Origin of the sequence: Leucobacter rhizosphaerae (assembly GCF_022919175.1) — a bacterium.
GTDB classification, from domain to species: domain Bacteria; phylum Actinomycetota; class Actinomycetes; order Actinomycetales; family Microbacteriaceae; genus Leucobacter; species Leucobacter rhizosphaerae.
The window spans coordinates 818,420-841,952 of record NZ_CP095043.1 but is presented as its reverse complement, the minus strand read 5'-3'; the positions used below and the strand labels follow the sequence as shown (position 1 = coordinate 841,952).

The 23,533-nt window shown below is 69.3% G+C and carries 20 protein-coding genes; 14 read left to right on the top strand and 6 right to left on the bottom strand.

From position 1 onward, the window contains the following. Window positions 1-45: 45 nt before the first annotated feature. Complete coding sequence (aceB, locus tag MUN76_RS03905; RefSeq protein ID WP_244687329.1) at window positions 46-1,701, bottom strand: malate synthase A; 1,656 nt, start codon at window positions 1,699-1,701, stop codon at window positions 46-48. Between the two features lie 172 nt (window positions 1,702-1,873). Here aceB and MUN76_RS03900 point away from each other — a divergent pair, with 172 nt between their 5' ends. The 4 genes from MUN76_RS03900 (at window position 1,874) to MUN76_RS03885 (ending at window position 5,427) form a co-directional block, all read left to right on the top strand. Then, the gene (locus tag MUN76_RS03900; RefSeq protein ID WP_429953128.1) at window positions 1,874-3,406 is read left to right on the top strand and encodes a helix-turn-helix domain-containing protein; all 1,533 of its coding nucleotides are present in this window, start codon (window positions 1,874-1,876) and stop codon (window positions 3,404-3,406) included. Between the two features lie 113 nt (window positions 3,407-3,519). After that, window positions 3,520-3,984, top strand: a complete 465-nt coding sequence (locus tag MUN76_RS03895) for an FHA domain-containing protein (RefSeq protein WP_244687325.1) — start codon at window positions 3,520-3,522, stop codon at window positions 3,982-3,984. A gap of 1 nt (window position 3,985) precedes the next feature. Further along, window positions 3,986-4,663: a transcriptional regulator FtsR gene (gene ftsR, locus MUN76_RS03890; protein WP_244687323.1), complete on the top strand. Its 678-nt coding sequence runs from the start codon at window positions 3,986-3,988 to the stop codon at window positions 4,661-4,663. Window positions 4,664-4,812: 149 nt separating this feature from the next. After that, window positions 4,813-5,427 (top strand): MerR family transcriptional regulator, encoded by a 615-nt coding sequence (locus MUN76_RS03885; protein ID WP_244687321.1) that lies wholly within the window; start codon window positions 4,813-4,815, stop codon window positions 5,425-5,427. A gap of 70 nt (window positions 5,428-5,497) precedes the next feature. Here MUN76_RS03885 and MUN76_RS03880 read toward each other — a convergent pair whose 3' ends face one another. Beyond that, the gene (locus MUN76_RS03880) at window positions 5,498-6,346 is read right to left on the bottom strand and encodes a ParA family protein (RefSeq protein ID WP_244687319.1); all 849 of its coding nucleotides are present in this window, start codon (window positions 6,344-6,346) and stop codon (window positions 5,498-5,500) included. 171 nt (window positions 6,347-6,517) lie between these two features. Here MUN76_RS03880 and MUN76_RS03875 point away from each other — a divergent pair, with 171 nt between their 5' ends. Together MUN76_RS03875 and def are read left to right on the top strand one after the other, a co-directional pair. Continuing rightward, window positions 6,518-9,916, top strand: a complete 3,399-nt coding sequence (locus MUN76_RS03875) for a pyruvate carboxylase (RefSeq protein ID WP_244687317.1) — start codon at window positions 6,518-6,520, stop codon at window positions 9,914-9,916. A gap of 8 nt (window positions 9,917-9,924) precedes the next feature. Continuing rightward, a complete protein-coding gene (gene def, locus MUN76_RS03870) occupies window positions 9,925-10,416 on the top strand; it encodes a peptide deformylase (RefSeq protein ID WP_244687315.1) in 492 nt (163 codons plus the stop codon). Between the two features lie 7 nt (window positions 10,417-10,423). On the opposite strand, the gene MUN76_RS03865 is transcribed toward def, so the two are convergent. After that, window positions 10,424-11,077 carry a hypothetical protein gene (locus tag MUN76_RS03865; protein ID WP_244687313.1) on the bottom strand — a complete coding sequence of 218 codons (654 nt, stop codon included), beginning with the start codon at window positions 11,075-11,077 and terminating at the stop codon, window positions 10,424-10,426. A 3-nt stretch (window positions 11,078-11,080) separates the two neighbouring features. Next, complete coding sequence (locus MUN76_RS03860) at window positions 11,081-12,910, bottom strand: AMP-dependent synthetase/ligase (RefSeq protein ID WP_244687311.1); 1,830 nt, start codon at window positions 12,908-12,910, stop codon at window positions 11,081-11,083. Window positions 12,911-13,050: 140 nt separating this feature from the next. Between MUN76_RS03860 and MUN76_RS03855 the strand changes: the two genes are divergently transcribed. Both MUN76_RS03855 and MUN76_RS03850 read left to right on the top strand, forming a co-directional pair. Then, entirely contained in the window at window positions 13,051-13,731 is a 681-nt protein-coding gene (locus MUN76_RS03855; protein WP_244687309.1) for a lysophospholipid acyltransferase family protein, read from the top strand. Between the two features lie 83 nt (window positions 13,732-13,814). Then, on the top strand, window positions 13,815-15,182 hold the full coding sequence (locus MUN76_RS03850; RefSeq protein ID WP_244687308.1) for a class II 3-deoxy-7-phosphoheptulonate synthase: 1,368 nt from the start codon (window positions 13,815-13,817) through the stop codon (window positions 15,180-15,182). A gap of 71 nt (window positions 15,183-15,253) precedes the next feature. Here MUN76_RS03850 and pknB read toward each other — a convergent pair whose 3' ends face one another. Then, window positions 15,254-17,200, bottom strand: coding sequence for a Stk1 family PASTA domain-containing Ser/Thr kinase (gene pknB, locus MUN76_RS03845; protein WP_244687306.1), 1,947 nt, complete (start codon window positions 17,198-17,200; stop codon window positions 15,254-15,256). Window positions 17,201-17,293: 93 nt separating this feature from the next. On the opposite strand from pknB, the gene MUN76_RS03840 reads away from it, so the two are divergent. Then, a complete protein-coding gene (locus MUN76_RS03840) occupies window positions 17,294-17,641 on the top strand; it encodes an Rv2175c family DNA-binding protein (RefSeq protein ID WP_244687304.1) in 348 nt (115 codons plus the stop codon). A 3-nt stretch (window positions 17,642-17,644) separates the two neighbouring features. Here MUN76_RS03840 and MUN76_RS03835 read toward each other — a convergent pair whose 3' ends face one another. Continuing rightward, window positions 17,645-18,745, bottom strand: a complete 1,101-nt coding sequence (locus tag MUN76_RS03835; RefSeq protein ID WP_244687302.1) for a polyprenyl synthetase family protein — start codon at window positions 18,743-18,745, stop codon at window positions 17,645-17,647. 74 nt (window positions 18,746-18,819) lie between these two features. Here MUN76_RS03835 and MUN76_RS03830 point away from each other — a divergent pair, with 74 nt between their 5' ends. The 5 genes from MUN76_RS03830 to MUN76_RS03810 all read left to right on the top strand — a co-directional run bounded on the left by MUN76_RS03830 (window position 18,820) and on the right by MUN76_RS03810 (window position 23,521). Continuing rightward, entirely contained in the window at window positions 18,820-19,194 is a 375-nt protein-coding gene (locus MUN76_RS03830) for a DUF3040 domain-containing protein (protein ID WP_244687300.1), read from the top strand. Between the two features lie 502 nt (window positions 19,195-19,696). Continuing rightward, window positions 19,697-20,128 carry a division/cell wall cluster transcriptional repressor MraZ gene (gene mraZ / locus MUN76_RS03825; RefSeq protein ID WP_244687298.1) on the top strand — a complete coding sequence of 144 codons (432 nt, stop codon included), beginning with the start codon at window positions 19,697-19,699 and terminating at the stop codon, window positions 20,126-20,128. Window positions 20,129-20,138: 10 nt separating this feature from the next. Then, window positions 20,139-21,110: a 16S rRNA (cytosine(1402)-N(4))-methyltransferase RsmH gene (gene rsmH, locus MUN76_RS03820; RefSeq protein WP_244687297.1), complete on the top strand. Its 972-nt coding sequence runs from the start codon at window positions 20,139-20,141 to the stop codon at window positions 21,108-21,110. Beyond that, entirely contained in the window at window positions 21,107-21,700 is a 594-nt protein-coding gene (gene ftsL / locus MUN76_RS03815) for a cell division protein FtsL (RefSeq protein WP_244687295.1), read from the top strand. The genes rsmH and ftsL overlap by 4 nt, the downstream gene beginning before the upstream one ends. Window positions 21,701-21,727: 27 nt before the next feature. After that, a complete protein-coding gene (locus tag MUN76_RS03810; protein ID WP_244687293.1) occupies window positions 21,728-23,521 on the top strand; it encodes a peptidoglycan D,D-transpeptidase FtsI family protein in 1,794 nt (597 codons plus the stop codon). The last annotated feature ends 12 nt before the right edge of the window (window positions 23,522-23,533 follow it).

The window sequence follows — 23,533 nt, the reverse complement described above, 5'->3', positions numbered from 1 at the left end:
AGGGCCCGGGATCAGTGATCCCGGGCCCTCACGCGTCCGCGCGACCTACGCGTCGACGAGGTAGCGGCTGTAGGCGGGCACCGTGAGGAAGGTCGGGAAGTCGTCCCCGAGCGCCACGTCGGTGAAGAGCTCCGCCGCGTCGTCGTAGCGATCGCCGTCGAAGCGCTCGAAGGAGTCGAGCGTCTCCCGCAGCACCTCGGCCACCCAGTCGCGGGTGATCCGGGTGCCCTCGGCCGTCGACTGATCCTGGTGGATCCACTGCCAGATCTGCGAGCGGCTGATCTCGGCCGTCGCGGCGTCCTCCATGAGGTTGTCGATGGCGACGGCGCCGAGGCCGCGCAGCCACGCCTCGATGTAGCGCAGGCCGATCGACACGTTGTCGCGGACGCCCGCGTCGGTGATCTCACGCCCGATGTGCACGTTGAGGAGCTGGGCGGCGGTGACGTGGACGTCGTCCCGCTGGCGCGACACCTGGTTCGGGTTCGCACCCAGCACGGCGTCGAACTCCGCCTGGGCGACCGGGATCAGATCCGGGTGGGCGACCCAGGTGCCGTCGAAACCGTCGGTGGCCTCACGCTGCTTGTCGGCCCGCACTTTCTCCTCGGCGCGCGCGGTGACCTCGGGGTCGCGGCGGTTCGGGATGAACGCGCTCATGCCGCCGATGGCGTGCGCCCCGCGCTTGTGGCAGGTCTGCACGAGCAGCTCCGTGTACGCCCGCATGAACGGAACGGTCATCGTGACCTCGCTGCGATCCGGCAGCACGAACCGAGCGCCGCGGCCGCGGTAGTTCTTGATGATCGAGAAGATGTAGTCCCAGCGACCGGCGTTCAGGCCCGCGATGTGGTCGCGCATGACGTAGAGGATCTCCTCCATCTCGAACGCGGCGGGGAGGGTCTCGATGAGCACGGTCGCGCGGATCGTGCCGTGGTCGAGGCCCAGCGTGCGCTCGGTGAAGGTGAAGATGTCGTCCCAGAGCTTCGCCTCTTCGCTCGACTCGAGCTTCGCGATGTAGAAGTAGGGGCCGCGTCCGCGGGCGACGAGCTCGCGCGCGTTGTGGAACGCGTAGAGGCCGAAGTCGACGAGGCTGCCGGAGGCCGCACCGGCCTGGCCGTGGGTGTCGGTGAAGCGGATGTGCTTCTCCACCAGGTGCCAGCCGCGAGGGCGCATCACGATGGTGGGGGTGCGCTCCGCGGTGACGCGGTACTCCTTGCCCTCGGGGCTGGTGTAGCTGAGCTGATCGCGGATCGCGTCGAAGAGCGAGAGCTGGCCGCCGATGACGTTGCGCCACGTCGGGCTCGTCGCGTCCTCCTGGTCGGCGAGCCACACGCGGGCCCCGGAGTTCATCGCGTTGATCGTCATCTTCGGATCGGTCGGTCCGGTGATCTCCACGCGTCGGTCCTCGAGACCGGGCCCCGCGCCGGCGACCTGCCAGGTCGTGTCCTCGCGCAGGTGACGGGTGTCGTCGCGGAACTTCGGATCGCGGCCGTTGCCGATCTCGTAGCGGCGACGCTGCCGGTCGGCGAGACGCTCGTGGCGGGTGCTCGCGAAGCGGTCGTGCAGGTCGGTGAGGAACTGCAGCGCTTCGGGGGTGAGGATCTCGGCGCTGCGATCGAGCGCGGGGCCGAGCACCTCCATGCGCGAGCGGTGCGATGCGGGGGTGGCGGTCTGCGTCGGGTGCGGAGCCGCCTGCGTGATGGTCATGTGCGTGTCCTTTGCCTGGAGGGGTGGAGCCTGAGTCGTTCGGCTGATCCCGAACCAGCCGCGAATTGCGGCGTAGTTCCATCTTGCGGGGGCCCGCAGGGGGAGTGGGCGCCATATCGGGGGTGAAGTTTCGCGATTCTTCTCCTTGTCGGAAGTTTCCCGATCTGGCACCATGGAGGGCATGACCACTCTGGAGACTGGAATCGCTTCCGCGCACTCGCGCACCGCGGACCCCGCGGGGGATGCGGAGGGCGGGGACGCGCTCACCCTGGGCCGGCGCGTGCGCGAGCAGCGGATCCAGCTGGGCTTGACGCTCGAGCAGCTCGCGGCCGCGGTCGACCGCGCGCCCTCGCAGCTCTCGGCCATCGAGAACGGCAAGCGCGAGCCCCGACTGCCGCTGCTCCGCGCCCTCGCTGGGGCGCTCGGTGTCACCGTCGACGAACTGCTCGTCGACGAGGCGCCGAACGAACGCGCGGCGCTCGAGATCGCAGTGGAGCGGGCGCAGCGCGGCACGGTGTTCCGGTCGCTCGGGATCCAGCCCGTGCGGGTGTCGAAGGCGACGAGCGACGAGACGCTCCGCGCGATCCTCGGACTGCACCAGGAGGTCGAGCGTCTGCACGGCGAGCGGGCCGCGACGCCGGAGGAGGCGCGGCGCGCGAACACCGAGCTGCGCAGCGAGATGCGGACCGCGGGCAACTACTTCGCCGACCTCGAGTCGGCCGCCACGAACCTGCTCGACAGCGCCGGGTACGCGGGCGGCCCCGTGTCGCAGCAGCTCATCTCCACGGTGGCGGAGAAGCTCGGGTTCCAGCTCCACTACGTCGCGAGTGTGCCGCACTCGACCCGCTCGGTCATCGACCGCCGCAACGGCCGCATCTACCTGAGCAGCAACCTGCCGTCCCGTGACGCGCGGGCTCCGATCCTGCGTGCGCTCGCGAGTGTGGTCTGCGGGCACGAGGAGCCCCGCAACTACGGCGACTTCCTGCGGCAACGGGTCGAGGCGAACTACCTCGCGGGAGCCGTGCTGCTCCCGGAGGCGGCGACCGTCGGGCTGCTGGAGGAGGCGAAGAAGCAGCGCCGGATCTCGATGGAGGATCTCCGCGACGCGTTCGGGGTCTCCTACGAGATGGCCGCGCACCGCTTCACGAACTTGGCGACGGAGCGGCTCGGGCTGCAGGTCCACTTCATGAAGGCGCACGAGTCGGGCACCCTCATCAAGGCGTACGAGAACGACGGGGTCCGCTTCCCGTCCGACGCGCTCGGCAACCTCGAGGGGGCGCAGGTGTGCCGCAACTGGACCGCGCGCACGATCTTCGCCCAGCCCGACCGCTTCAATCCGTGGTACCAGTACACCGATATGGCCGCGGGCGGCACCTACTGGTGCACCTCCCGGGTCGAGAAGGCGAAGGAGGGGATGTACTCGGTGAGCGTCGGGGTCCGCTTCGAAGACGTGAAGTGGTTCCGCGGCCGGGAGACCCCGCACCGTTCGCAGTCCTTCTGCCCCGACGATCGCTGCTGCCGACGCGCCTCCAGCGAGCTGACGAAGAAGTGGCAGGCCGCCGCGTGGCCGGAGGCGGCGACGCCGACGAGTCTCCTCGCCGCGCTCCCGACCGGCACGTTCCCGGGGGTCGATTCGCACGAGGTGTACGAGTTTCTGGAGACCCAGGAGCGCCGGTCGGTCGAGAGCATGCGCGCCACGCCGTAAGGTGTCGGAATTTCTCCGATCGAGGTGCGCGCTCAGGGTCGCCTGCGATAGCGTAGAGGGACCGGACCAGCGGGTCCGACCAGACGCCTCGAGAGTAGAAATTGGGTGAGGACGTGAACGCCGAGCACCAGGCACGTCGCGCAGACAACACTGAGGTACGTGCTACCCAGCAGTTCCGCGATGACCTGGGATCGATGATCCGCGCGCGGGCCACGGACCTCACGATCGATGAGCGCGAGGCGGTCGAGGCGCTGCCCTCCGGCGCGGCCCTGCTCGTCGTCCGCCGCGGCCCGAATCTCGGCGCCCGGTTCCTGCTCGATCAGGACGTCACGGTCGCCGGGCGTCACCCCGCGGTCGACATCTTCCTCGACGACGTCACCGTCTCCCGCCGGCACGCGGAGTTCCGCCGCAACGGCACGGAGTTCTCGGTGGCGGACCTGGGCTCGTTGAACGGCACGTTCTGCGACGGATCCCGCATCGACGGCGAGCTGCGGCTCTCGGACGGCGACGAGGTGCAGGTCGGCAAATTCCGCTTCACCTTCTTCGCGTCCCGATTCGACCTGGCGGAAGAGCTCTAGCGTGGGTGCCGCGGGGGCTCGCAGGCTCGCTCCCGGACTCCTCAGCATCGGTCAGGTGCTGGCTCGACTGCAGGACGACTTCGCAGACCTCACCCCGTCGAAGCTCCGCTTCCTCGAGGAGCAGGGCCTCGTGACGCCCGAGCGCACCAAATCGGGCTACCGCAAGTTCTCGCAGGAGCACATCGAGCGCCTGCGCCTCATCTTGACCCTGCAGCGGGATCACTACCTGCCGCTCAAGGTCATCGCCGAGGTGCTCGACGACCTCGATCAGGGGCTCGATCCGATCATTCCGGGCGCCACCCCTCGGAGCGCGTCGAGTGTGCTGGCCCCCAAGCGGGTGCTCAGCAGCGACGAGCTGCGCCGCTCGACGGGTGCCACCTCCCGTTTTCTCGGCGAAGCGATCGCGGCGGGGCTCCTGCCGGCCGCTGAGGTCTTCCCGCACGATGCCGTGGCGCAGCTGACGGCGCTGCTGCGGCTGTCGGAGCGGGGTATCACCCCGCGCCACCTCCGGTCGCTCCGCGTCGCTGCCGAGCGGGAGGCGGAGCTCATTTCGCACGCCGTTTCCACCCGCGGAGTGAAGAGCGGGTCGCCGCTCAGCGCAGAGGACTCGCTGGAGCTCGCGGGGTACCTCGACACGGTGCGCTCCGGCGTGTTGCGTCGGCAGTTCTCGGGCCAGTAATCGCGCTGAGATCGGCATGTTTTCAACCTTCAAGTAAAACTTGAAGTCGACCCGCCGAAATTGCGGTCCCGGGGTCGTTGCACACGACTCGGCGGATGGGTAGCGTTGGGGGAGTTCGGCGCACGTGCGTCGTTGGGGAAAGGAACACCATGGAGCACACTCAGCGGCCGTCGGGTGACGCGGAGGCTCCACTGGCAGATCCCGAATCGGGGCTGACCGAGATCCCGCTCGCGGACTCGATCGACCCCGAGTTGCTCTTCGACGACGGCCTGCCGAGGCCCAACCAGAACGGCGGCTTCAAGGGCGCCACGGCGGCCCGGGCCGCCGGCATCAGCTACCGCCAGCTCGACTACTGGGCGCGGACGGGGCTCGTGGAGCCGACGGTGCAGTCGGCCAAGGGATCGGGCTCGCAGCGGCTGTACGGTTTCCGCGACATCCTCGTGCTGAAGCTCGTGAAGCGCCTGCTCGACACGGGCATCTCACTGCAGCAGATCCGCACCGCCGTCGGACAGCTTCATGAGGCGGGGGTCCACGATCTCTCGCAGACGACGCTGATGAGCGACGGTGCGAGTGTCTACCTCTGCACCTCGAACGACGAGGTCATCGACCTGGTGAGCCGCGGCCAGGGCGTCTTCGGCATCGCCGTCGGCAAGGTGCTGCGCGAGGTCGAGACCTCGCTCGTCGACATGGACGAGCACCGCGAAACGCCCGAGTCGTCGCTCGACGAGCTGGCCGCGCGCCGCTCGTCGCGGAAGATCTCCTAGGGGTCTCCGCCCTCGGGCAGGCTCCCAGCCTTCGGGCACCCCGCTACCGCGTGCGACGGCGGTGGGCTCGTTACGCCCCGTCGCTCGAGACGGTGGTCGCGCGGGCCGTGGGTTTCGCCGCGGGCGCGTCGGCCATGCCGGCGGAGCGGAGAATCCGGTCGAGGACCAGATCGAAGTTACCGGCCATCTCCTGCGAGGCCTCACCCGGCCACATGTGCACGGGCTTCGCCGCGCCCTGGGCCTGCTGCAGCGAGGGGCGCTCGGGGAGCTGCGGGTTCAGCACGAGCGGGCCGAACATCTCGCGGAGCTCGCGGATGCGGAACTGGTGCTCGATCGACTGCGGCTGGGTGCGGTTGATGAGGATCCCGAGCGGCTGCAGGCGGGGGCTGACCCCGCGGCGGATCTCCTCGATCGCGCGCAGGGCGCGGTCCGTGGCGGCGACGGCGAAGAGGCTCGGCTCCGCGACGACGAGCACACGATCGCTCGCGGCCCAGGCGGTGCGCGTCAGCGCGTTCAGGGACGGCGCGCAGTCGACGAGCACGAGGTCGTACTCGGACTCCACGGTCGCGAGCGCCTCCTCGAGCTTCCAGATGTCGCGCGCGGACGGGTGGGGGCCGTCGAAGTTGATGGCGGACGGGCTGCCCACGAGCAGGTCGATCGTGCCGCCCTCGTGGTACTGGTTCCAGCCGCTGTGCGCGATCGCGCTGCGGACGGTCTTCTCCTTCGGGCTGTCGAGCACGTCCGCGATGTTCGCGTACCCCTCGGGGTTCACGTCGAGGCCCGTGGACACGTCCGACTGCGGATCGAAGTCCACCACGAGGGTCCGCAGACCCCGCGAGAACGCGGCCGAAGCCAGGCCGAGCGTCACGGTCGTCTTGCCGACGCCGCCCTTCAGGGAGCTCACACTCAATACATGCACCCGATCAGTTTAGTGGATTCGTCGCCGAGAGCACCCTGGAGTTGCCGAGCCGTGCGCGAACGGCGCTCGGAATCTGGCGAGACGCTGCCTCCGCTCGCTACCATGTAGTCTGAAATCGAATGACTCGACGGTCTGGGCAACCGGTGACAACAGATACAGAGGGGTTCCTGGATGTTCAGCAAGATTTTGGTTGCCAATCGTGGTGAGATCGCGATCCGCGCGTTTCGTGCGGCGCATGAGCTCGGTGCTGAGACGGTGGCGGTGTTCCCGTACGAGGATCGGAATTCGCTGCATCGCCTGAAGGCGGATGAGGCGTATCTGATCGGGTCGGTGGGGCATCCGGTGCGGGCGTACCTGGATGTCTCGGAGATCGTGCGGGTGGCGCGGGAGTCGGGCGCCGACGCGATCTACCCGGGGTACGGGTTCTTATCGGAGAACCCGGAGCTCGCGGCTGCGGCGGAGGCGGCGGGGATCCGGTTCATCGGGCCGGGGAAGCTTGCGCTGGAGATGGCGGGCAACAAGGTCGCGGCGAAGGAGCACGCGATCGCGGCCGGGGTGCCGGTGCTGCGGTCGACGCCGCCGTCCAAGGATCTGGACGCGTTGGTCGCGGGTGCGGCTGAGATCGGGTTCCCGGTGTTCGCGAAGGCGGTCGCGGGTGGTGGCGGCCGGGGGATGCGTCGGGTCGAGCGTGCGGAGGATCTGCGGGACGCGCTGGAGTCGGCGATGCGTGAGGCTGAGTCGGCGTTCGGTGACGCGACGATGTTCATCGAGCAGGCGGTGCTTCGGCCTCGGCACATCGAGGTGCAGATCCTGGCGGATAAGACGGGTGCGACGGTGCACCTCTTCGAGCGTGATTGCTCGGTGCAGCGTCGGCACCAGAAGGTCGTGGAGATCGCGCCGGCCCCGAATCTGTCGCAGACGCAGCGCGACGCGTTGACGCGTGACGCGGTCGCGTTCGCGCGGTCGATCGGGTACGAGAACGCGGGCACGGTCGAGTTTTTGATGGACACCGAGGGGGCGCGTGCTGGGGAGCACGTCTTCATCGAGATGAACCCGAGGATCCAGGTCGAGCACACGGTGACCGAGGAGGTCACGGATGTGGATCTGGTGCAGTCGCAGATGCGGATCGCGGCGGGGCAGACCCTCGAGGAGCTGGAGCTGACGCAGGACCGGATCGTGCTGCGCGGTGCGGCGCTGCAGTGCCGGATCACGACGGAGGATCCCGCGAACGGGTTCCGTCCGGATCTCGGTCGGATCACGGCGTACCGGTCGCCGGGCGGCGGCGGGGTGCGTCTGGATGGCGGCACGATCAACGCGGGCGCGCAGATCAGCCCGCACTTCGACTCGATGCTCGCGAAGCTGACGTGCCGCGGCCGGGATTTCGAGGCCGCGGTGACGCGTGCCAGGCGCGCGCTGGCGGAGTTCCGAATCCGCGGTGTCGCGACGAACATCCCGTTCCTGCAGGCGGTGCTCGCGGATTCCGATTTCCAGGCGGGTGACGTGTCGACGTCGTTCATCGAGGAGCGGCCGGAGCTGCTGCAGATGAACAAGCCGAAGGATCGTGCGACGCGGCTGCTGCAGCACGTCGCGAACGTGACGGTGAACCAGCCGCACGGGCAGCGGCCGGGGGACATCGATCCTGCGCTGAAGCTGCCCGAGGTCGATCTGTCGGCGGCCGCTCCGGCGGGGTATCGGCAGCGGTTGCTGGAGCTCGGACCGGAGCGGTACGCGGCGGCGTTGCGTGCGCAGACGCCGCTCGCGGTCACGGAGACGACGTTCCGCGACGCTCACCAGTCGCTGCTCGCGACCCGGGTGCGGTCGAAGGATCTGATCCGGGTGGCGCCCTACGTGGCGCGCCTGACGCCCGAGCTGTGGTCGGTGGAGGCGTGGGGCGGGGCGACCTACGATGTCGCGCTCCGGTTCCTCGGCGAGGACCCGTGGGAGCGGCTCGCGGGGCTGCGCGAGGCACTCCCGAACGTGCCGATCCAGATGCTACTGCGGGGCCAGAACACGGTCGGGTACACGCCGTACCCGCAGCAGGTCGCGCAGGCGTTCGTGCGGGAGGCCGCGGCGACGGGTGTGGACGTGTTCCGCATCTTCGACGCACTGAATGACGTGAACCAGATGCGGGTCGCGATCGACGCCGTCCGGGAGACGGGGACCGCGGTCGCCGAGGTGGCGATGTCGTACACCGGCAACCTGCTCTCCCCGGACGAGGACAAGTACACGCTCGACTACTACCTGCAGCTCGCGGAGCGCATCGTGGAGGCCGGCGCGCACGTGCTCGCGATCAAGGACATGGCGGGGCTCCTCCGCCCGGCCGCGGCCGCGAAGCTCGTGACCGCCCTGCGGGAGCGCTTCGATCTGCCGGTGCACCTCCACACCCACGACACCCCGGGTGGGCAGCTCGCGACGCTCCTTGCAGCGTCAGCGGCCGGGGTCGACGCGGTGGATGTCGCGTCGGCACCGATGTCGGGCACCACGAGCCAGCCGTCGCTGTCGTCGCTCGTCGCCGCGCTCGCGAACACGGAGCGGGACACGGGACTGAACGCGGACGCCGTGTACGCGCTCGAACCCTACTGGGACGCGGTCCGGTCGCTGTACAGGCCGTTCGAGTCCGGACTTCCCAGCCCGACGGGGCGCGTGTACACGCATGAGATCCCGGGCGGGCAGCTCTCGAACCTCCGCCAACAGGCCATCGCGCTCGGCCTCGCGAACGACTTCGAGAAGATCGAGGACATGTACGCGGCTGCGGACCGCATCCTCGGCCGCATCCCGAAGGTCACCCCGTCGTCGAAGGTGGTCGGCGATCTCGCCCTGCACCTCGCCGCGGTCGACGCCGACCCGAAGGACTTCGAGGAGAACCCGGGCTCGTACGACATCCCGGACTCCGTCGTCGGGTTCCTCGCGGGCGAACTGGGGGAGATCCCGGGTGGCTGGCCCGAACCGTTCCGCACGAAGGTCCTCGCGGGTCGCAACGTGCAGATCGACGTCGCGCCAGTCTCGGACGCCGATCAGGCGCTCCTCGACGGCTCGAGCGGGGAGCGGCGACAGACGCTGAACCGGCTCCTGTTCCCGCAGCCGACCGCAGCCTACGAGGCCGCGAGGGAGCAGTACGGCGACCTCTCCGTGCTCGACACCGCCGACTACCTCTACGGGCTCGACGCGGGCAGCGAGCACGCCATCGACCTCGCGAAGGGCGTGCGCCTTTACGTCGGACTCGAAGCGATCGGCGAGGCCGACGACAAGGGTGTTCGCACCGTCATGGTGCGCGTCAATGGGCAGCTCCGGCAGGTCTTCGTGAAGGACGAGAGCGTCACCGTCTCCGCGGAGCTCGCGGAGAAGGCGGACCGCACGAACCCCGGCCACGTCGCCGCCCCCTTCTCCGGCACCGTCACCGTGAAGGTCGCAGCCGGTGACTCCGTCGAGGCCGGACAACCCATCGCCACGATCGAGGCCATGAAGATGGAGGCCGCGATCACCGCGCCCACCACCGGCACCATCGAACGCATCGCGTTCACCAGCACCCGCCCCGTCGAAGCCGGCGACCTCATCACCATCATCGCCTAGGAGCCCGCATGGCCGTCCGAGACATCCGCCTCTTCGGAGACCCGGTGCTGCGCACCGTCTGCGACCCCATCACGGAGGTCGACGACGGGGTGCGCGCACTCGTCGACGATCTGTGCGAGACGGTCGACATGGACGGCCGTGCCGGCCTCGCGGCGACGCAGATCGGCCACACCCAGCGCGCCTTCAGCCTCAACATCGACGGGCGGATCAGCTACGTCCTGAACCCCGAGATCGTCGCGCTCGAGGGGGAGCCGCAGCCCACGGGCGAGGGCTGTCTGTCGGTGCCGGACCTCTGGTTCGAGGTGCTGCGCTACCCGCGCGCCACCGTCACGGGCACCGATCTCGACGGCAACGAGGTCGTGATCTCCGGTGAGGGGCTGCTGGCGCAGGCGCTGCAGCACGAGTGCGACCACCTCGACGGCAAGCTCTACATCTCCCGGCTCGACCGCGAGCAGCGGGGCGAGGCCATGCGCCAGATCCGCACGTCCCGCTGGTTCTGACGCTGCCTCAGTCCTTCAGGCGGTACGTCCCGTCGGACTCGTAGACGCTGCCGTCGGAGCGCGTGATCTTCACGGACGAGCCGAGATCCTCACCCGCGAGGAAGCGGCGCTCGAGTTCGTCGACCTCCGCGCCGATCTCGGCGATCGCCGCCGCGTCTCCGCTGCCCATGAACGCGGTCGCCCCCTTGAGGTCGGCGAGCAGATACAGGAAGTCCGCGAAGTAGTTCGGGTCGACCGCGTCGCCGCCGGGCACCAGGTCGCTGATCGTGCCGTTGCGGGAGGCCGCGAGGTACTGGTCGTAGAGCGCGGAAGTGCGGGTCGCGAGGGCGGAGGCGGACTCGTCGGCCCGGTCGCCATCGGTAGCTTCACCGTCGCGCCCCATCTCGGGGGCCTCGTCGTAGTCCATCTCCCCACGGGGCTCGCTCGGCGCGCTCGGTGACGGCGGCACCGGGGACACTGTCGGGCTCGAGGGGCCCGGGACGTTCGAGGCGATCCAGATCAGCACCCCGAACCCGAACGCCAGGACCGTCAGGGCGCCGCCCCCGATCACGGCGATCAGCGCAATGGCCCACCCCGGCAGACCGCGCCTCGGGGGCGGCTGCGGGGGGAGCCATTGCTGCTGCGGGACCTGCGGGACCTGCGGGACCTGCGGATTGGACATGCGCTAGCGCGGAGTCCGAACCGATTCGGTCTGCGGGTTGTCGCCGTAGAGCGCACTGATCTCGCGCGAGAAGTCACGGAGGATGTTGTCGCGCTTGATGCTCATCTTCGGCGTCAGGTGCCCGTTCGCCTCGATGAACTCGGTGGGCAGGATCACGAACTTGCGGATCGATTCGGCGCGCGACACCTGGGCGTTGCCCGCGTCGATCGCACTCTGGACCTCCGCGAGCACCTTCGGGTGCGTCGCGGCCTCCTCGAGCGTCATGTTCGCGTCCTCGCCGTGGTTGTTGAGCCACGCGGGGAGCATCTCCGAGTCGAGCGTGACGAGCGCCGCGATGAACGGCTTCTGATCACCGACCACCACGACCTGCCCGATGATCGTGTTCGCGCGGATGGGATCCTCGAGCGCGGCGGGGGAGACGTTCTTGCCACCGGCCGTGACGATGATCTCCTTCTTGCGCCCCGTGATCGTGAGGTAGCCCTCGCTGTCGAGGGATCCGAGGTCGCCCGTGCGGAAGAAGCCGTCCTCCGTGAAGACCGCCTGCGTCGCCTCGGGGTTGTTCCAGTACTCCTTGAACACATCGATGCCCTTGACCTCGACCTCGCCGTCCTCGGAGATGCGCACGGTGTGGCCGGGAAGCGGCGGGCCGACCGTGCCGATCTTGAAGTGGTCGGGGAGGTTCACGGAGACCGGGGCCGTGGTCTCGGTCAGTCCGTAGCCCTCGAGGATCTTCACCCCGAGGCTGCGGTAGAAGTGGCCGAGGTAGTGGCTGAGCGGCGCCGAGCCGGAGACGGCGAACTGCACTCGACCCCCGAGGCGCTCGCGCAGCTTCGCGTACACCAGCTTGTCGAACAGCTTGAACTTGAGCCCGAGCATGAACGGAACCTTGCCGGCGTCGAGCGCTTCTGAGTGCTCGACGGCGACCTTGGCGGCGGCGCGGAAGATATTGCCCTTGCCCTCGGCCTCGGTCTTCTGCTCCGCGGAGTTGTAGACCTTCTCGAAGACGCGGGGCACCGCGAGCAGGAACGTCGGCTTGAAGGAGCCGAGCGCCGGCAGCAGCTGGCTCGTGTCGGCCTGGTGTCCGACCCGGACGCCGCCGTGCACGGACAGCACCGAGATGAACCGGGCGAAGACGTGCGCGAGGGTCACGAAGAGCAGCGTGGAGGAGCCCGGCTGATGCACGACCTGGGTGAGCGCCGCGCCGGCATTGCGGGAGAGGTCGACGAAGTTCGCGTGCGTGAGCACGCAGCCCTTCGGGCGGCCCGTCGATCCCGAGGTGTAGATGAGCGTCGCCGTGTCGCTGCCGACCGCGAGGTTGCGGCGGCGCTCGACCTCGTCGTCGCCGGTCTCGGTTCCGCTGGCGCTGAGCTGCTCGAGCGCCCCCTCGTCCAGTCGCCAGGTGAGCTCGACGGCCGGCACCTCGCTCCGGATCTCCTCGAAGCGCTCCGCGTGCTCGGCCGTTTCCGTCAGGATGCCCCGCGCGCCCGAGTCCTCGAGGATCCAGTGCAGCTGGATCGACGACGAGGTCTCGTACACCGGCACCATGATCGCGCCGGCGTAGTGCAGCGCGAAGTCGACGAGGGTCCACTCGTAGCTGGTCTTGCACATGAACGCGATCCGGTCGCCCGGCTGCACGCCCGCCGCCACGAACCCCTTGGCCAGCGCCACGACCTGCGTGCGGAAGTCCGCGGCGGTGATGTCCCGCCATCCCTCACCCTGCGGCACGGCGAACAGCGCGCGCTCAGGGGTGGCCTCGACGCGCTGCTCGAGCAGGTCGGTGATGTTGTCCTCGGGGACGGGCGGGATCATGATCGGCATTTCTGACAGATTCATGGCAGCTCCTTTGATACCTCGTATCGGTCACCGGGGGCGGCAGTGTCGACACCCCGCTGGCAGTCCTTTCAGCCTATACGTATTGCCATGCGTTCTCCCGGCTCGGCTATCCTGGTCGAAGTCGAGAGGAAATCGCCACTGTGTTGTACTGGTTTTTTAAGCACCTGATCATCGGGCCATTCCTCAAAACCGTCTTCCGACCCTGGGTGGAGGGTGCCGAGAACATTCCGACCTCCGGGCCGGTGATTGTTGTGGGAAATCACCTGTCGGTCATCGACTCGTTTTTCATGCCGACGATGCTCGACCGCCGTGTCTACTTCCTCGCGAAGAGCGACTACTTCACCGGCAAAGGCCTGAAGGGGCGCCTCGTCGCGAGCTTCATGCTCGCCGTCGGGCAGCTCCCGATCGACCGCTCTGGCGGCAAGGCCTCGGAGGCATCGCTCAACACCGGTCTGAGCGTGCTGGACCGGGGCGAGGTGCTCGGGATCTACCCCGAGGGCACGCGGAGCCCCGACGCGCGGCTCTACCGCGGTCGCACGGGTGTGGCCCGGTTGGTGCTCGAATCCGGCGCGACGGTGGTCCCGATCGTCATGATCGACACCGAAAAGGCGATGCCGATCGGTGCGAAGATCCCCAAGATCCGGCGCATCGGCACGGTCGTCGGCCAGCCGCTCGACTTCAGCCGTTTCGCGGGCATGAGCGCGGATCGCTTCGTGCTCCGGAGCGTGACGGACGAGATCATGCTGGAGATCCAGAAGCTCAGCGGCCAGGAGTACGTCGACGTGTACGCTTCCAGCGTTCGGAATCGGGCGACGGCGTAGCTTCCCTTCGCTAGGCTGGAGGGGTTGCCGCTGCGATCGCAGTGCAACCCCATCCGAGTGAACAAAGGACCCAGGTGGCCAAGGTGAGCCAGACCCACGGAATCGATGCCCGTCGCGCGCTCGAGGGGCTCGACGCCTATCGTGCGCTCGAAGCGAAGCAGCAGCCGACCTGGCCGGATCCCGCAGCGGTCGCGCGCGCCTCAGCCGAGCTCTCCACCCAGCCCCCGCTCGTCTTCGCGGGCGAGGCGGATCAGCTTCGAACCCGCCTGGCCGCCGCGGCCCGCGGCGAGGCATTCCTGCTGCAGGGCGGCGACTGCGCCGAGACGTTCGCCGCGGCGACCGCCGACAAGATCCGCGACCGGGTGAAGACCCTGCTGCAGATGGCCGTCGTGCTGACCTACGGCGCCTCGATGCCCGTGATCAAGGTCGGGCGCATGGCAGGGCAGTTCGCCAAGCCGCGCTCGAGCGACACGGAGACCCGCGACGGCGTCACGTTGCCGGCCTACCGCGGCGACCTCGTGAACGGCTACGACTTCACCCCCGAATCCCGCGCGGTCAACCCGGAGCGGCTGATCCAGGGCTACCACGTCGCGGCCTCGACCCTGAACCTGATCCGCGCCTTCACCCAGGGCGGCTTTGCAGACCTGCGCCAGGTGCATGAGTGGAACAAGGGCTTCGTCGCGAACCCGGCGAATCAGCGCTACGAATCGCTGGCGGCGGAGATCGACCGCGCGCTGCGGTTCATGGAGGCGTGCGGTGTCGACCACACTGCACTCACGCAGACCGAGTTCTACGTCAGCCACGAGGCGCTCCTGCTCGACTACGAGCGGCCGCTCACGCGCGTCGACTCGCGCACCGGGCTGCCGTACGACACGTCGGGCCACATGCTCTGGATCGGCGAGCGCACGCGCGATCTCGACGGCGCGCACGTCGACTTCCTCTCCCGGGTGCGCAACCCGATCGGCGTGAAGCTCGGGCCCACCGCAACGGTGGACGACGCCCTGCGTCTCATCGACACACTGGACCCCGAGCGGGAGCCGGGACGCCTGACCTTCATCACCCGGATGGGCGCGGGCAAGATCCGCGATGTGCTGCCGGGCCTGCTCGCGGGAGTCCGCGACGCCGGTGCCCAGCCGCTGTGGGTCACCGACCCGATGCACGGCAACGGCATCACGACCGAGAACGGCTACAAGACCCGCCGCTTCGACGACGTGATGGACGAGCTGCGCGGCTTCTTCGAGGCGCACCGCGAGGTCGGCACTTTCCCCGGCGGCATCCACGTGGAGCTCACGGGCGACGACGTGACCGAGTGCCTCGGCGGGTCCGAGAACATCGACGAGGAGACCCTCGCCACGCGCTACGAGTCGCTCTGCGACCCGCGGCTCAACCACATGCAGTCGTTGGAACTCGCGTTCCAGGTCGCGGAGGAGCTGAAGCAGCTCCGCCACTGACGCCGGGCGTCGAGCGGCGAGGCCCCGCCTCGAGCGGTCGGGATCCCCAGGGGTTCCGGCCGCTCGACGCGTTACAGGGAGATCGTGCTCTTCACCCGGATCTCGGTGCCCGCGGGCACCCGATCACCGGCCGCCGGGTCCGTACCGGTCGCGACGGCAAAGCCGCGGAGCGGATCCGGCACGAGCGTCGAGGGGGCGAAGCCGGCCGCGGTGAGGGCATCCATGGCCTCCTGGAGGCCGAGGCCGCTGACACTCGGGACCTCGAACAGCTCGGGGCCGAGCGACACGTCGAGTCCGACGGCGTCTCCCGGTCGCACCGGATCCGTCTGCGGGAGGAGCGCGATCACACTCCCGGCGGGGATGTCGGCGTGGTGGCTCTCGGTGCCGAGCGCGGGGTCGACCACGAGCCCTCGCGCCTCGAGCGCGGCGGTCGCCTCGGCGACGGGCAATCCGGTGACGTCCGGCAGCGCGCCGGCCGAGACGATCAGGTCAATCGTGCCCTGCTCGGGGTAGACGTCGCCGAGCGCCTCGCCGTCGGCGCCCAGCGCGGCGAGCACGGCTTCGGCCTCGACGTCGGAGAAGCGCTCCTCGAGCACCGAGCCGAACGTGAAGCCCTCAGCCGCGATGACCCGCTTCGCCTCGTCGAGCGTGAGCCCCACGATGGTGGGCACCGCGATCATCTCCGGGCCGGTGGACTGGCAGAGCTCCACGGTGCTGCCCCGGTCGAGGCGCTCGCCGGCGGCTGGGTCCGTGCTGACGGCGAGGCCCGCGGCGACGTCGAGGCTCGAGCACTCGACCACGGTCGCGTCGAGGTCGTGCGAGGCGAGGGTCGCGCGCGCGGCGTCCATCTCGAGACCGGCGACCTGCGGGACCCCGACCTGGGATCCCGGGCCCTGCCCGAACCACCACCCGAGGCCACCCGCGAGCAGCACGGCCAGCACGACGACCGCGGCCACGATCCGGCCGCGGGTCGCGCGGCGCCGTCCCGTCGACGCCGCGTCCGCGATGGCGGACGCCGCCACGACGGGGGAGGCGCCAAGATCGTCGGTCGCCTGTGGGCCCTCGGATCCCGCGGCGAGCAGATCACGCTGCGCGCCGTCGAGCACGGTCGTCGACGGCGTGAGCGAGGGGCCGTCGGGGAGCGGCGCGGGCAGCACCCGGGTCGCACCCGGGGGCAGTGCACCATGCCGGATCGACGACAGGTACTCGAGCGCCTCGCCGGCGTCGCGCGGGCGCTGATCGGGTTCCCGCTGGGTGGTCCAGCGCACGAGCTCGTCGAGCTCGGGGGTCGCCTCGCTGCTCACCAGCGAGGGCACCGGCACCTCTGAGTGGGCGTGCTGGTAGGCGATCTGCATGGGCTGCTCACCCGTGAACGGCTGCGCGCCGGTGAGCATCTCGTACATCATGATGCCGAAGGCGTAGAGGTCGCTCCGGGCATCCGCCACGCCGCGGGTGACGAGCTCGGGGGAGAGGTACGCGATCGTGCCGAGCAGCGCCTGGCCGGTCGTCGTGTTGGCGCTCACCGCGCGGGCGAGGCCGAAGTCCCCGAGTTTGATCCGGCCGTCGTCGGCGAGCATGACGTTCTCGGGCTTCAGGTCGCGGTGCACGATGCCCGCGTGGTGCGCCGCGGAGAGCCCTGACAGCACGGCCTCGCCGATCTCCAGGGACTGATCGAGCGTGAGGCGCTGCTGCTGCTTCAGGAGGTCGCGCAGGGTGATGCTCGGCAGGTACTCCATGACCAGGTACGTGCGCCCCGCGTCGTGGCCCTGATCGAACACGTTGACGAGGTTCGGGTGCGCGAGCCGCGCGGCGCTCCGCGCCTCCTGCTCGAAGCGCCGGGTGAAGTTCTCGTCCTCGGCGAGATGCTCGTGCATCACCTTGACCGCGACACGTCGCTCGAGCCGCAGGTCGTTCGCGAGATAGACCATCGCCATGCCGCCGCGCGCGATGCGCGACCGGATCAGGTACCGTCCATCGAGCGTTTGCCCGATCAGAGGGTCCGTTGGCGCAGAAGTCACGACGAGAGTCTACGGAACAAACCTCGCCGGTGAGGGATGCGCGCCGCTGCGGCGCACATTGCGAATGGGCTCCGGCGCTGGCAAGGTGGTGGTGTGTCCGAGAGAATTGCACCCGATACCGCGACCTACACGATCCCCGAGCTAGTCGAGATCCTCGACGCGGCTCCGGGCCGCATCCACCGCCTCATCGAGGAGCACGCGCTGGCCGCGGTGCGCATCGACGGGGTCCTCCGGGTCCCTCGCGAGTTCATCCAGGGCAATCAGCCGTTGCCTCCGCTGCGGGGCACTCTGCTGGCGCTGATGGACGCGGGCTACTCGAGCGACGAGTCGGTCGCCTGGTTGCTCGCGCACAACGACGAGATCGGCGAGCGCCCGATCGACTCGCTGAATGCCGGTCGCAAGAGCGCCGTTCGACGCGCGACCCAGTCGCTCGCGTTTTAACGCTCAGGCGTCGCGCCGGGCGGCGCGCTCCGCCAGTCGAGTGAGGGCGTCGACTGCCTCCGGGCGGAGCTGCGCGCCGCCGAGCGCGCGCTCGGACCGCTGCACGTTTCGGGTGATCATGGCCTCGACCTGCTCCACGGCACCGCTCTCGCGGATCGTGCCCTGCAGGATCGTCACCTGCTCCGGGTCGAGGTCGCTGCCGAGCAGATCGTCGAAGATGCGGCGCTGCGTCGTCGGGAGGTTCTCGCGGGTGAGTGCGACGAGCACCGTTCGCTTGCCCTCGATGAGGTCGTCTCCGGTCGGCTTGCCGGTGAGGTCCTCGATTCCGAAGACCCCGAGCAGGTCGTCCCGGAGCTGGAAGGCCACGCCGACCGGCAGACCGAAGTCGGCGAGCGCCCGCTCCTGCGAGGCACTCGCGCCCGCGAGCGCCGCCCCGATGAGGAGGGGCGCCTCCACGCTGTACTTCGCGGACTTGAAGACGAGGATGCGCGTGGAGCGCTCGAGCTGCTCGGCGTGCTCGGCGAAGACGGGCTGCTGCTCCTCGAGCACGTCGAGGTATTGGCCGAGTGCCACCTCGCTGCGCATGCGGTTGAAGTGGGCGCGGGCGTTCCGGGCCGCCGCTCGGTCCGCCGTGGCGTCGCACGCGGACTGCATGAGCTCATCGGCCCACGACTGGAGCAGGTCGCCGAGCAGGATCGCGCCGGCCAGGCCGAAGTGATCGGCGGATCCCCGCCAGCCGCGCTGATGGTGCATCGAAGCGAAGAGGCGGTGCGCCGACGGACGGCCGCGGCGCGTGTCCGAGCGGTCGATCACGTCGTCGTGGATGAGCGCTGCCGCGTGGAAGAGTTCCAGTGCGCACGCGACGTCGAGCATCGCACCGAACTCCTCGGAGATGTCGCCGGAGAGGTCGAGTGGGCGCACGGACCGGTAGCCCAGCGACGCGAACTGGGCGCGGAATCGCTTGCCCCCGGAGAGGAACCCGAAGGCCTCGTCGAGGAACGGCTCCGCGTCGCGGCCGAGGGCCTCGAGATCGCGGCGGTGGTCCGCGAGGGTGTCGGAGATCCGCTCCTGAATAAGCCCTGCGAGTCGTGTCGTTTCGTGCACGCGACTAGCCTAGCCGCGGCCGTGGCGCGTAGACTGATCGAAAACAGTTTCCAACATCGCCAGGAGGGTGTGCCATGGCTCTGTCAGAGCACGAACAACGGCTGCTGGACGAGATGGAACGCGGGTTCTACCGCAGCGAAGCCGACGTCCTGCAGACCGCATCGACGACGTCGCGTCGGGTGAACTACCGCTCGCTGGTGCTCGGCATCATCGTCGCGATCGTCGGCATCGGCGTGCTGATCGGCGGCGTTGCCGCGCAGCTGCTGTGGCTGGGGCTGATCGGCTTCGCGATCATGCTGGGCGGCGTCATGCTGATGCTCGCCCGCGGTTCGGAGTCCGAGGCGATCCCCGAGCAGGAGCCGTCATCATCGACCCCCCAGGGGTCGCGCGAGTCGTTCAGCGAGCGTATGGAGCGCCGTTGGGACGAGCGCATGGAGGGTGAGCGCTAGGGCGCAGCACCCGCAACCGATCTGAGGGATCGTGGCCACTCGGCCGCGGTCCCTTTTTTGCGTCTCGGTTGCCTCGGTCTGCAGCCACCCCCTTCGTGTGCGTTCATGCAGAGTTCTGCACTTCTGCTGAGCTGATCCGTTCCTGAGGTCAGCAGGAAGGCGGATCTCTGTGTCGGGGGCGTCGAGGGGCGAGTCCGGGCGTAGCTGAGCGGAGCGGGGCGTGTCGGGGGCGGCTCGGAGCGTATCGAGTCGACGTGGGCCCCAGAACCTCCACTTTGCTCCACGATTGACGATAATCGCCCGGATCCGGGGCTGATCTTCGATCGTGACGCGCCCAAGGGTGGCGAAACGTCGAGGTGCGGATCGGTGCCGAGGCCCTTAACTTCCGCGTGTTTTCAACCGACTGGGTGAACTCGGCGAGAAAGTGGAGTGGAAAACCAGTGGAGTGGAGGAAAGTGGAGTACTCTGGGGACTCAGTTCGAGTGCGGAGAGGAGCGGTGCCATGTTCTTGGGGACCTTCACTCCGCGCCTCGACGACAAGGGCCGGCTCATCCTCCCCGCGAAGTTCCGAGACGAGCTCGCCGACGGATTGGTGATCACTCGGGGCCAGGAGCGCTGCCTCTACGTCTTCAGCGAGCAGGAGTTCGCATCCATGCACGAGCGCATCCGCCAGGCCCCCGTCACCTCGAAGCAGGCACGCGACTACCTCCGCGTCTTCCTCTCCGGCGCCCACCCGGAGCACCCCGACAAGCAGCACCGCGTCACGATCCCGACCGGACTCCGCGAATACGCGGGTCTCGACCGTGAGCTGGCGGTCATCGGGGCCGGGTCCCGCGCCGAGATCTGGGACGCGGAGGCCTGGCAGACCTACCTGACCGCGCAGGAGTCGGCGTTCTCCGACATCGAGGAGGAGGTGATCCCGGGCATGTTCTAGCCCGGATCCCATGACTCAGTACGAATCCCGCGACCCGAGCGCGCTCCACACCCCCGTCCTCCTCGACCGCTGCATCGAACTCCTCGCGCCCGCCGCGTCCCGCCCGGGAGCGGTCGTCGTCGACGCGACCCTCGGCATGGGCGGGCACAGCGAGGCCCTGCTCGACGCCTTCCCCGAGCTGACCCTGATCGGGCTCGACCGGGACACGGAGGCGCTCGCGCTCGCCGGTGCCCGCCTCGCACGATTCGGCGACCGCGCGATCCTCGTCCACGCGGTCTACGACGAGATCGGCGACGCCGTCCGCGGCGCCGGCTTCGCGCGGATCGACGGGGTGCTCTTCGACCTGGGCGTCTCGTCGCTCCAGCTCGATGAGGCCGAGCGCGGGTTCGCCTACGCCCAGGACGCGCCCCTCGACATGCGCATGGATCAGCACCGTGGCGAGACCGCCGCGGAGGTCTTGGCCACCGCGCCGGAGGGGCGGCTCCGCGCCATCTTCGAGCGCTACGGCGAGGAGCCTCTGGCCGCGCGCTACGCCCGGGCCATCATCGCGGCCCGTGCCGAGGCGGCGATCCTGCGCAGCGGACAGCTCGTCGACATTCTGCAGGCGGCGACGCCCGCGGCGGTGCGCGACCAGCGCCACCCGGCGAAGCGGGTCTTCCAGGCCCTCCGGATCGAGGTCAACCAGGAGCTGGCCGTGCTCGAGCGCGCCATCCCCGCGGCACTCGATCTCATTGGACTCGGCGGCCGCGCCGTGATCATGGCCTACCAGTCGCTCGAGGACCGGCTGGTCAAGCGCGAGCTCGTCGCGCGCTCGCGATCCACCGCCCCGGCCGGGCTGCCGGTCGAACTCCCCCAGCATCGCCCCGAGTTCACGCTGCTGACCCGGGGTGCCGAACTCGCGGACGAGGCCGAACGCGCTCGCAATCCGCGTGCCATTCCCGTGCGGCTCCGCGCCGCCGAACGAGTCAGGGAAGTGCAATGAGCAACACGGTTCCACTCGAGTTCGACCGCGCCCAGATCCTGCGTCCGGTGGAGCCGGCCCCCGTTGCACCCACGCGGGAGCGGCACCTCCGCCCCGCCGCGGCACCGCAGCGACGCCCGGGCTTCAGTCCGCTCGTCGGCGCGCTCGTCTCGGTCGGGATCGTGCTCACGATCCTCGCGGCCCAGCTCGGGCTGAGCATCGCGATCTCGCAGGGCGCCTACGAGGTGCGCGCCCTCGAGATCGAGCAGCGCGACCTCGGCCGCGTCGAGCGACTGCTCTCGCAGAACGTCGACAAGCTGGCGTCGCCCCAGAACCTGGCCGAGAATGCGGCTCAGCTCGGCATGGTGCAGAACGTGCGCCCCGCGACCCTGCGCCTCAGCGACGGCGCCGTGCTCGGCACCCTCGAATCCGTGACGACCGAGGTGCAGGGCAATCTCGTGCCGAACTCGACCCTTGAGTCCATGCCCGTCGTGGACGAGGCCGGACTGCTCGTGTCCCGGAATGCGGGACTGGCCGGAGTCGCTGCGGCAGAGACCGCCGCCGCGCCGGTACGGTGGGAGGGCAAACTGCCGGCTCCGGTCACGCACTAGGAACGGCCAGAAGGGGAGAGTGGGAAGTTGACACAGCGCACCTCACGGCTCCGCCGGGTCCTGGCGTTCGGTCTCGTCGTGATCGCCGCGGTCGTCTTTTTCGTGCGTCTCGTCGACGTGCAGCTGGTCTCGGCCGCCGCGCTGAACGAGGACGCGACCGATAAGCGCGCGGTGCCCGTGGTGATCCCGAGCATGCGGGGCGACGTGGTGGATCGCAACGGCGAGATCCTGGCGACGACCGACGCGCGGTACGACGTGCAGCTCTCGCCGAAGAACACGAAGCTCAACGGCGGGAAGTTCTGGCGCCCCGATCCCGACGGCGGCGTCGGCACGGTCGAGGTGACGGCGCAGGAGGCGTTCGCCGAGATCGCGGAGATCACGGGGCAGAGCGCGGCGGAGATCCAGGGGATCGTCGACGACGCGCTCGCGGAGAACGCCAAGTCCGACTTCGCGTACGTGATCCGCTCGGTCGACCTCACCGTGATGAACCGGCTGAAGTCGCTCTCCATTCCGTGGCTGACCTTCGAGAGCCACCACAGCCGGAGCTACCCGAACGGCGCCGTCGCCGGCAACATCATCGGGTTCTCGGGCTTCGAGGACGTGCCGCAGTCGGGGGTGGAGGTGTCGCAGGACGCGTGCCTCACCGGGGTCGACGGCTCCGAGAGCTACGAGCGCAGCGCCGACGGCGTCGCGCTCCCCGGCAGTGTCGTCGTCACGCAGAAGGCGGTCGACGGCGGCACGGTCGAGCTCACGATCGACCGCGACCTGCAGTGGCAGGCGCAGCAGGCGATCAACGAGCAGGTGCAGAAAGTCTCCGCCGAGTGGGGGCTGCTCGTCGTGATGGACGTGCAAACCGGCGAGCTCGTGGCGGTGGCCGAGGACGGCTCCGTCGATCCGAACGACGTCGACGCATCGGACCCGGCAAAGCGCGAGGCGCGCTCGTTCGTCGCCCCCTACGAACCGGGCTCCACGTTCAAAGCGATCACGGCGGCCGCGCTCGTCGACCAGGGTCTCGCCACCCCCGAGACTCCGAACGCGACGCCCGACTACCTGGAGCCGGAACCCGGCGTCCGCTTCGGGGACTCGTTCTCGCACCCGGTGATGCAGTGGACGCTCGCGGGCATCCTGACCCAGTCCTCGAACGTCGGCACCGCCATGCTCGGCAATCAGCTGCCGGCCGAGGTGCGCTACGACTACCTGCGCAAGTTCGGGATCGGCGAGGCCACCCAGGCAGGCCTCCCCGTCGAGGATTCCGGCATGCTCATCCCGGTCGAGAACTGGGACCGGCAGACGGCCTACAACACCATGTTCGGCCAGGGGCTCTCCTCGACCATCGTGCAGACGGCGGGGGTCTACCAAGCGATCGCGAACGGCGGCACCCGGGTGCCGCCGAGTGTCGTTCGGGCGTGCATCGGCATCGACGGCACCGAGCAGGTGCTCGAGCACGGCGATCCCGTGCAGGCCGTCACCGCGGAGTCGGCGGCGACAGTGATGCAGATGCTCGAGACGGTCGTAGACCAAGGCTGGTACAACGAGTTCGCGTCGATCCCCGGCTACCGCATCGCGGGCAAGACCGGTACGGCCGAGCAGGTCGATCCGAACACGGGGCTGTACCGCAGCGACTACGTCAACAGCTTCGCGGGGATCTTCCCGGCCGATGACCCGCAGTATGTCGCGGTAGCATCGATTGCGTTCGCGTCGGCGGGCGACGGCAGCATGGCCGCGATCACGGCATTCCGTGACGCCGCCGAGGCCACGATCCGGACGTTCCACATCCCACCGTCCACGGGGGAGTTCGCGCCGTCCCCGACGGAATACTGATTCGACAGCCGC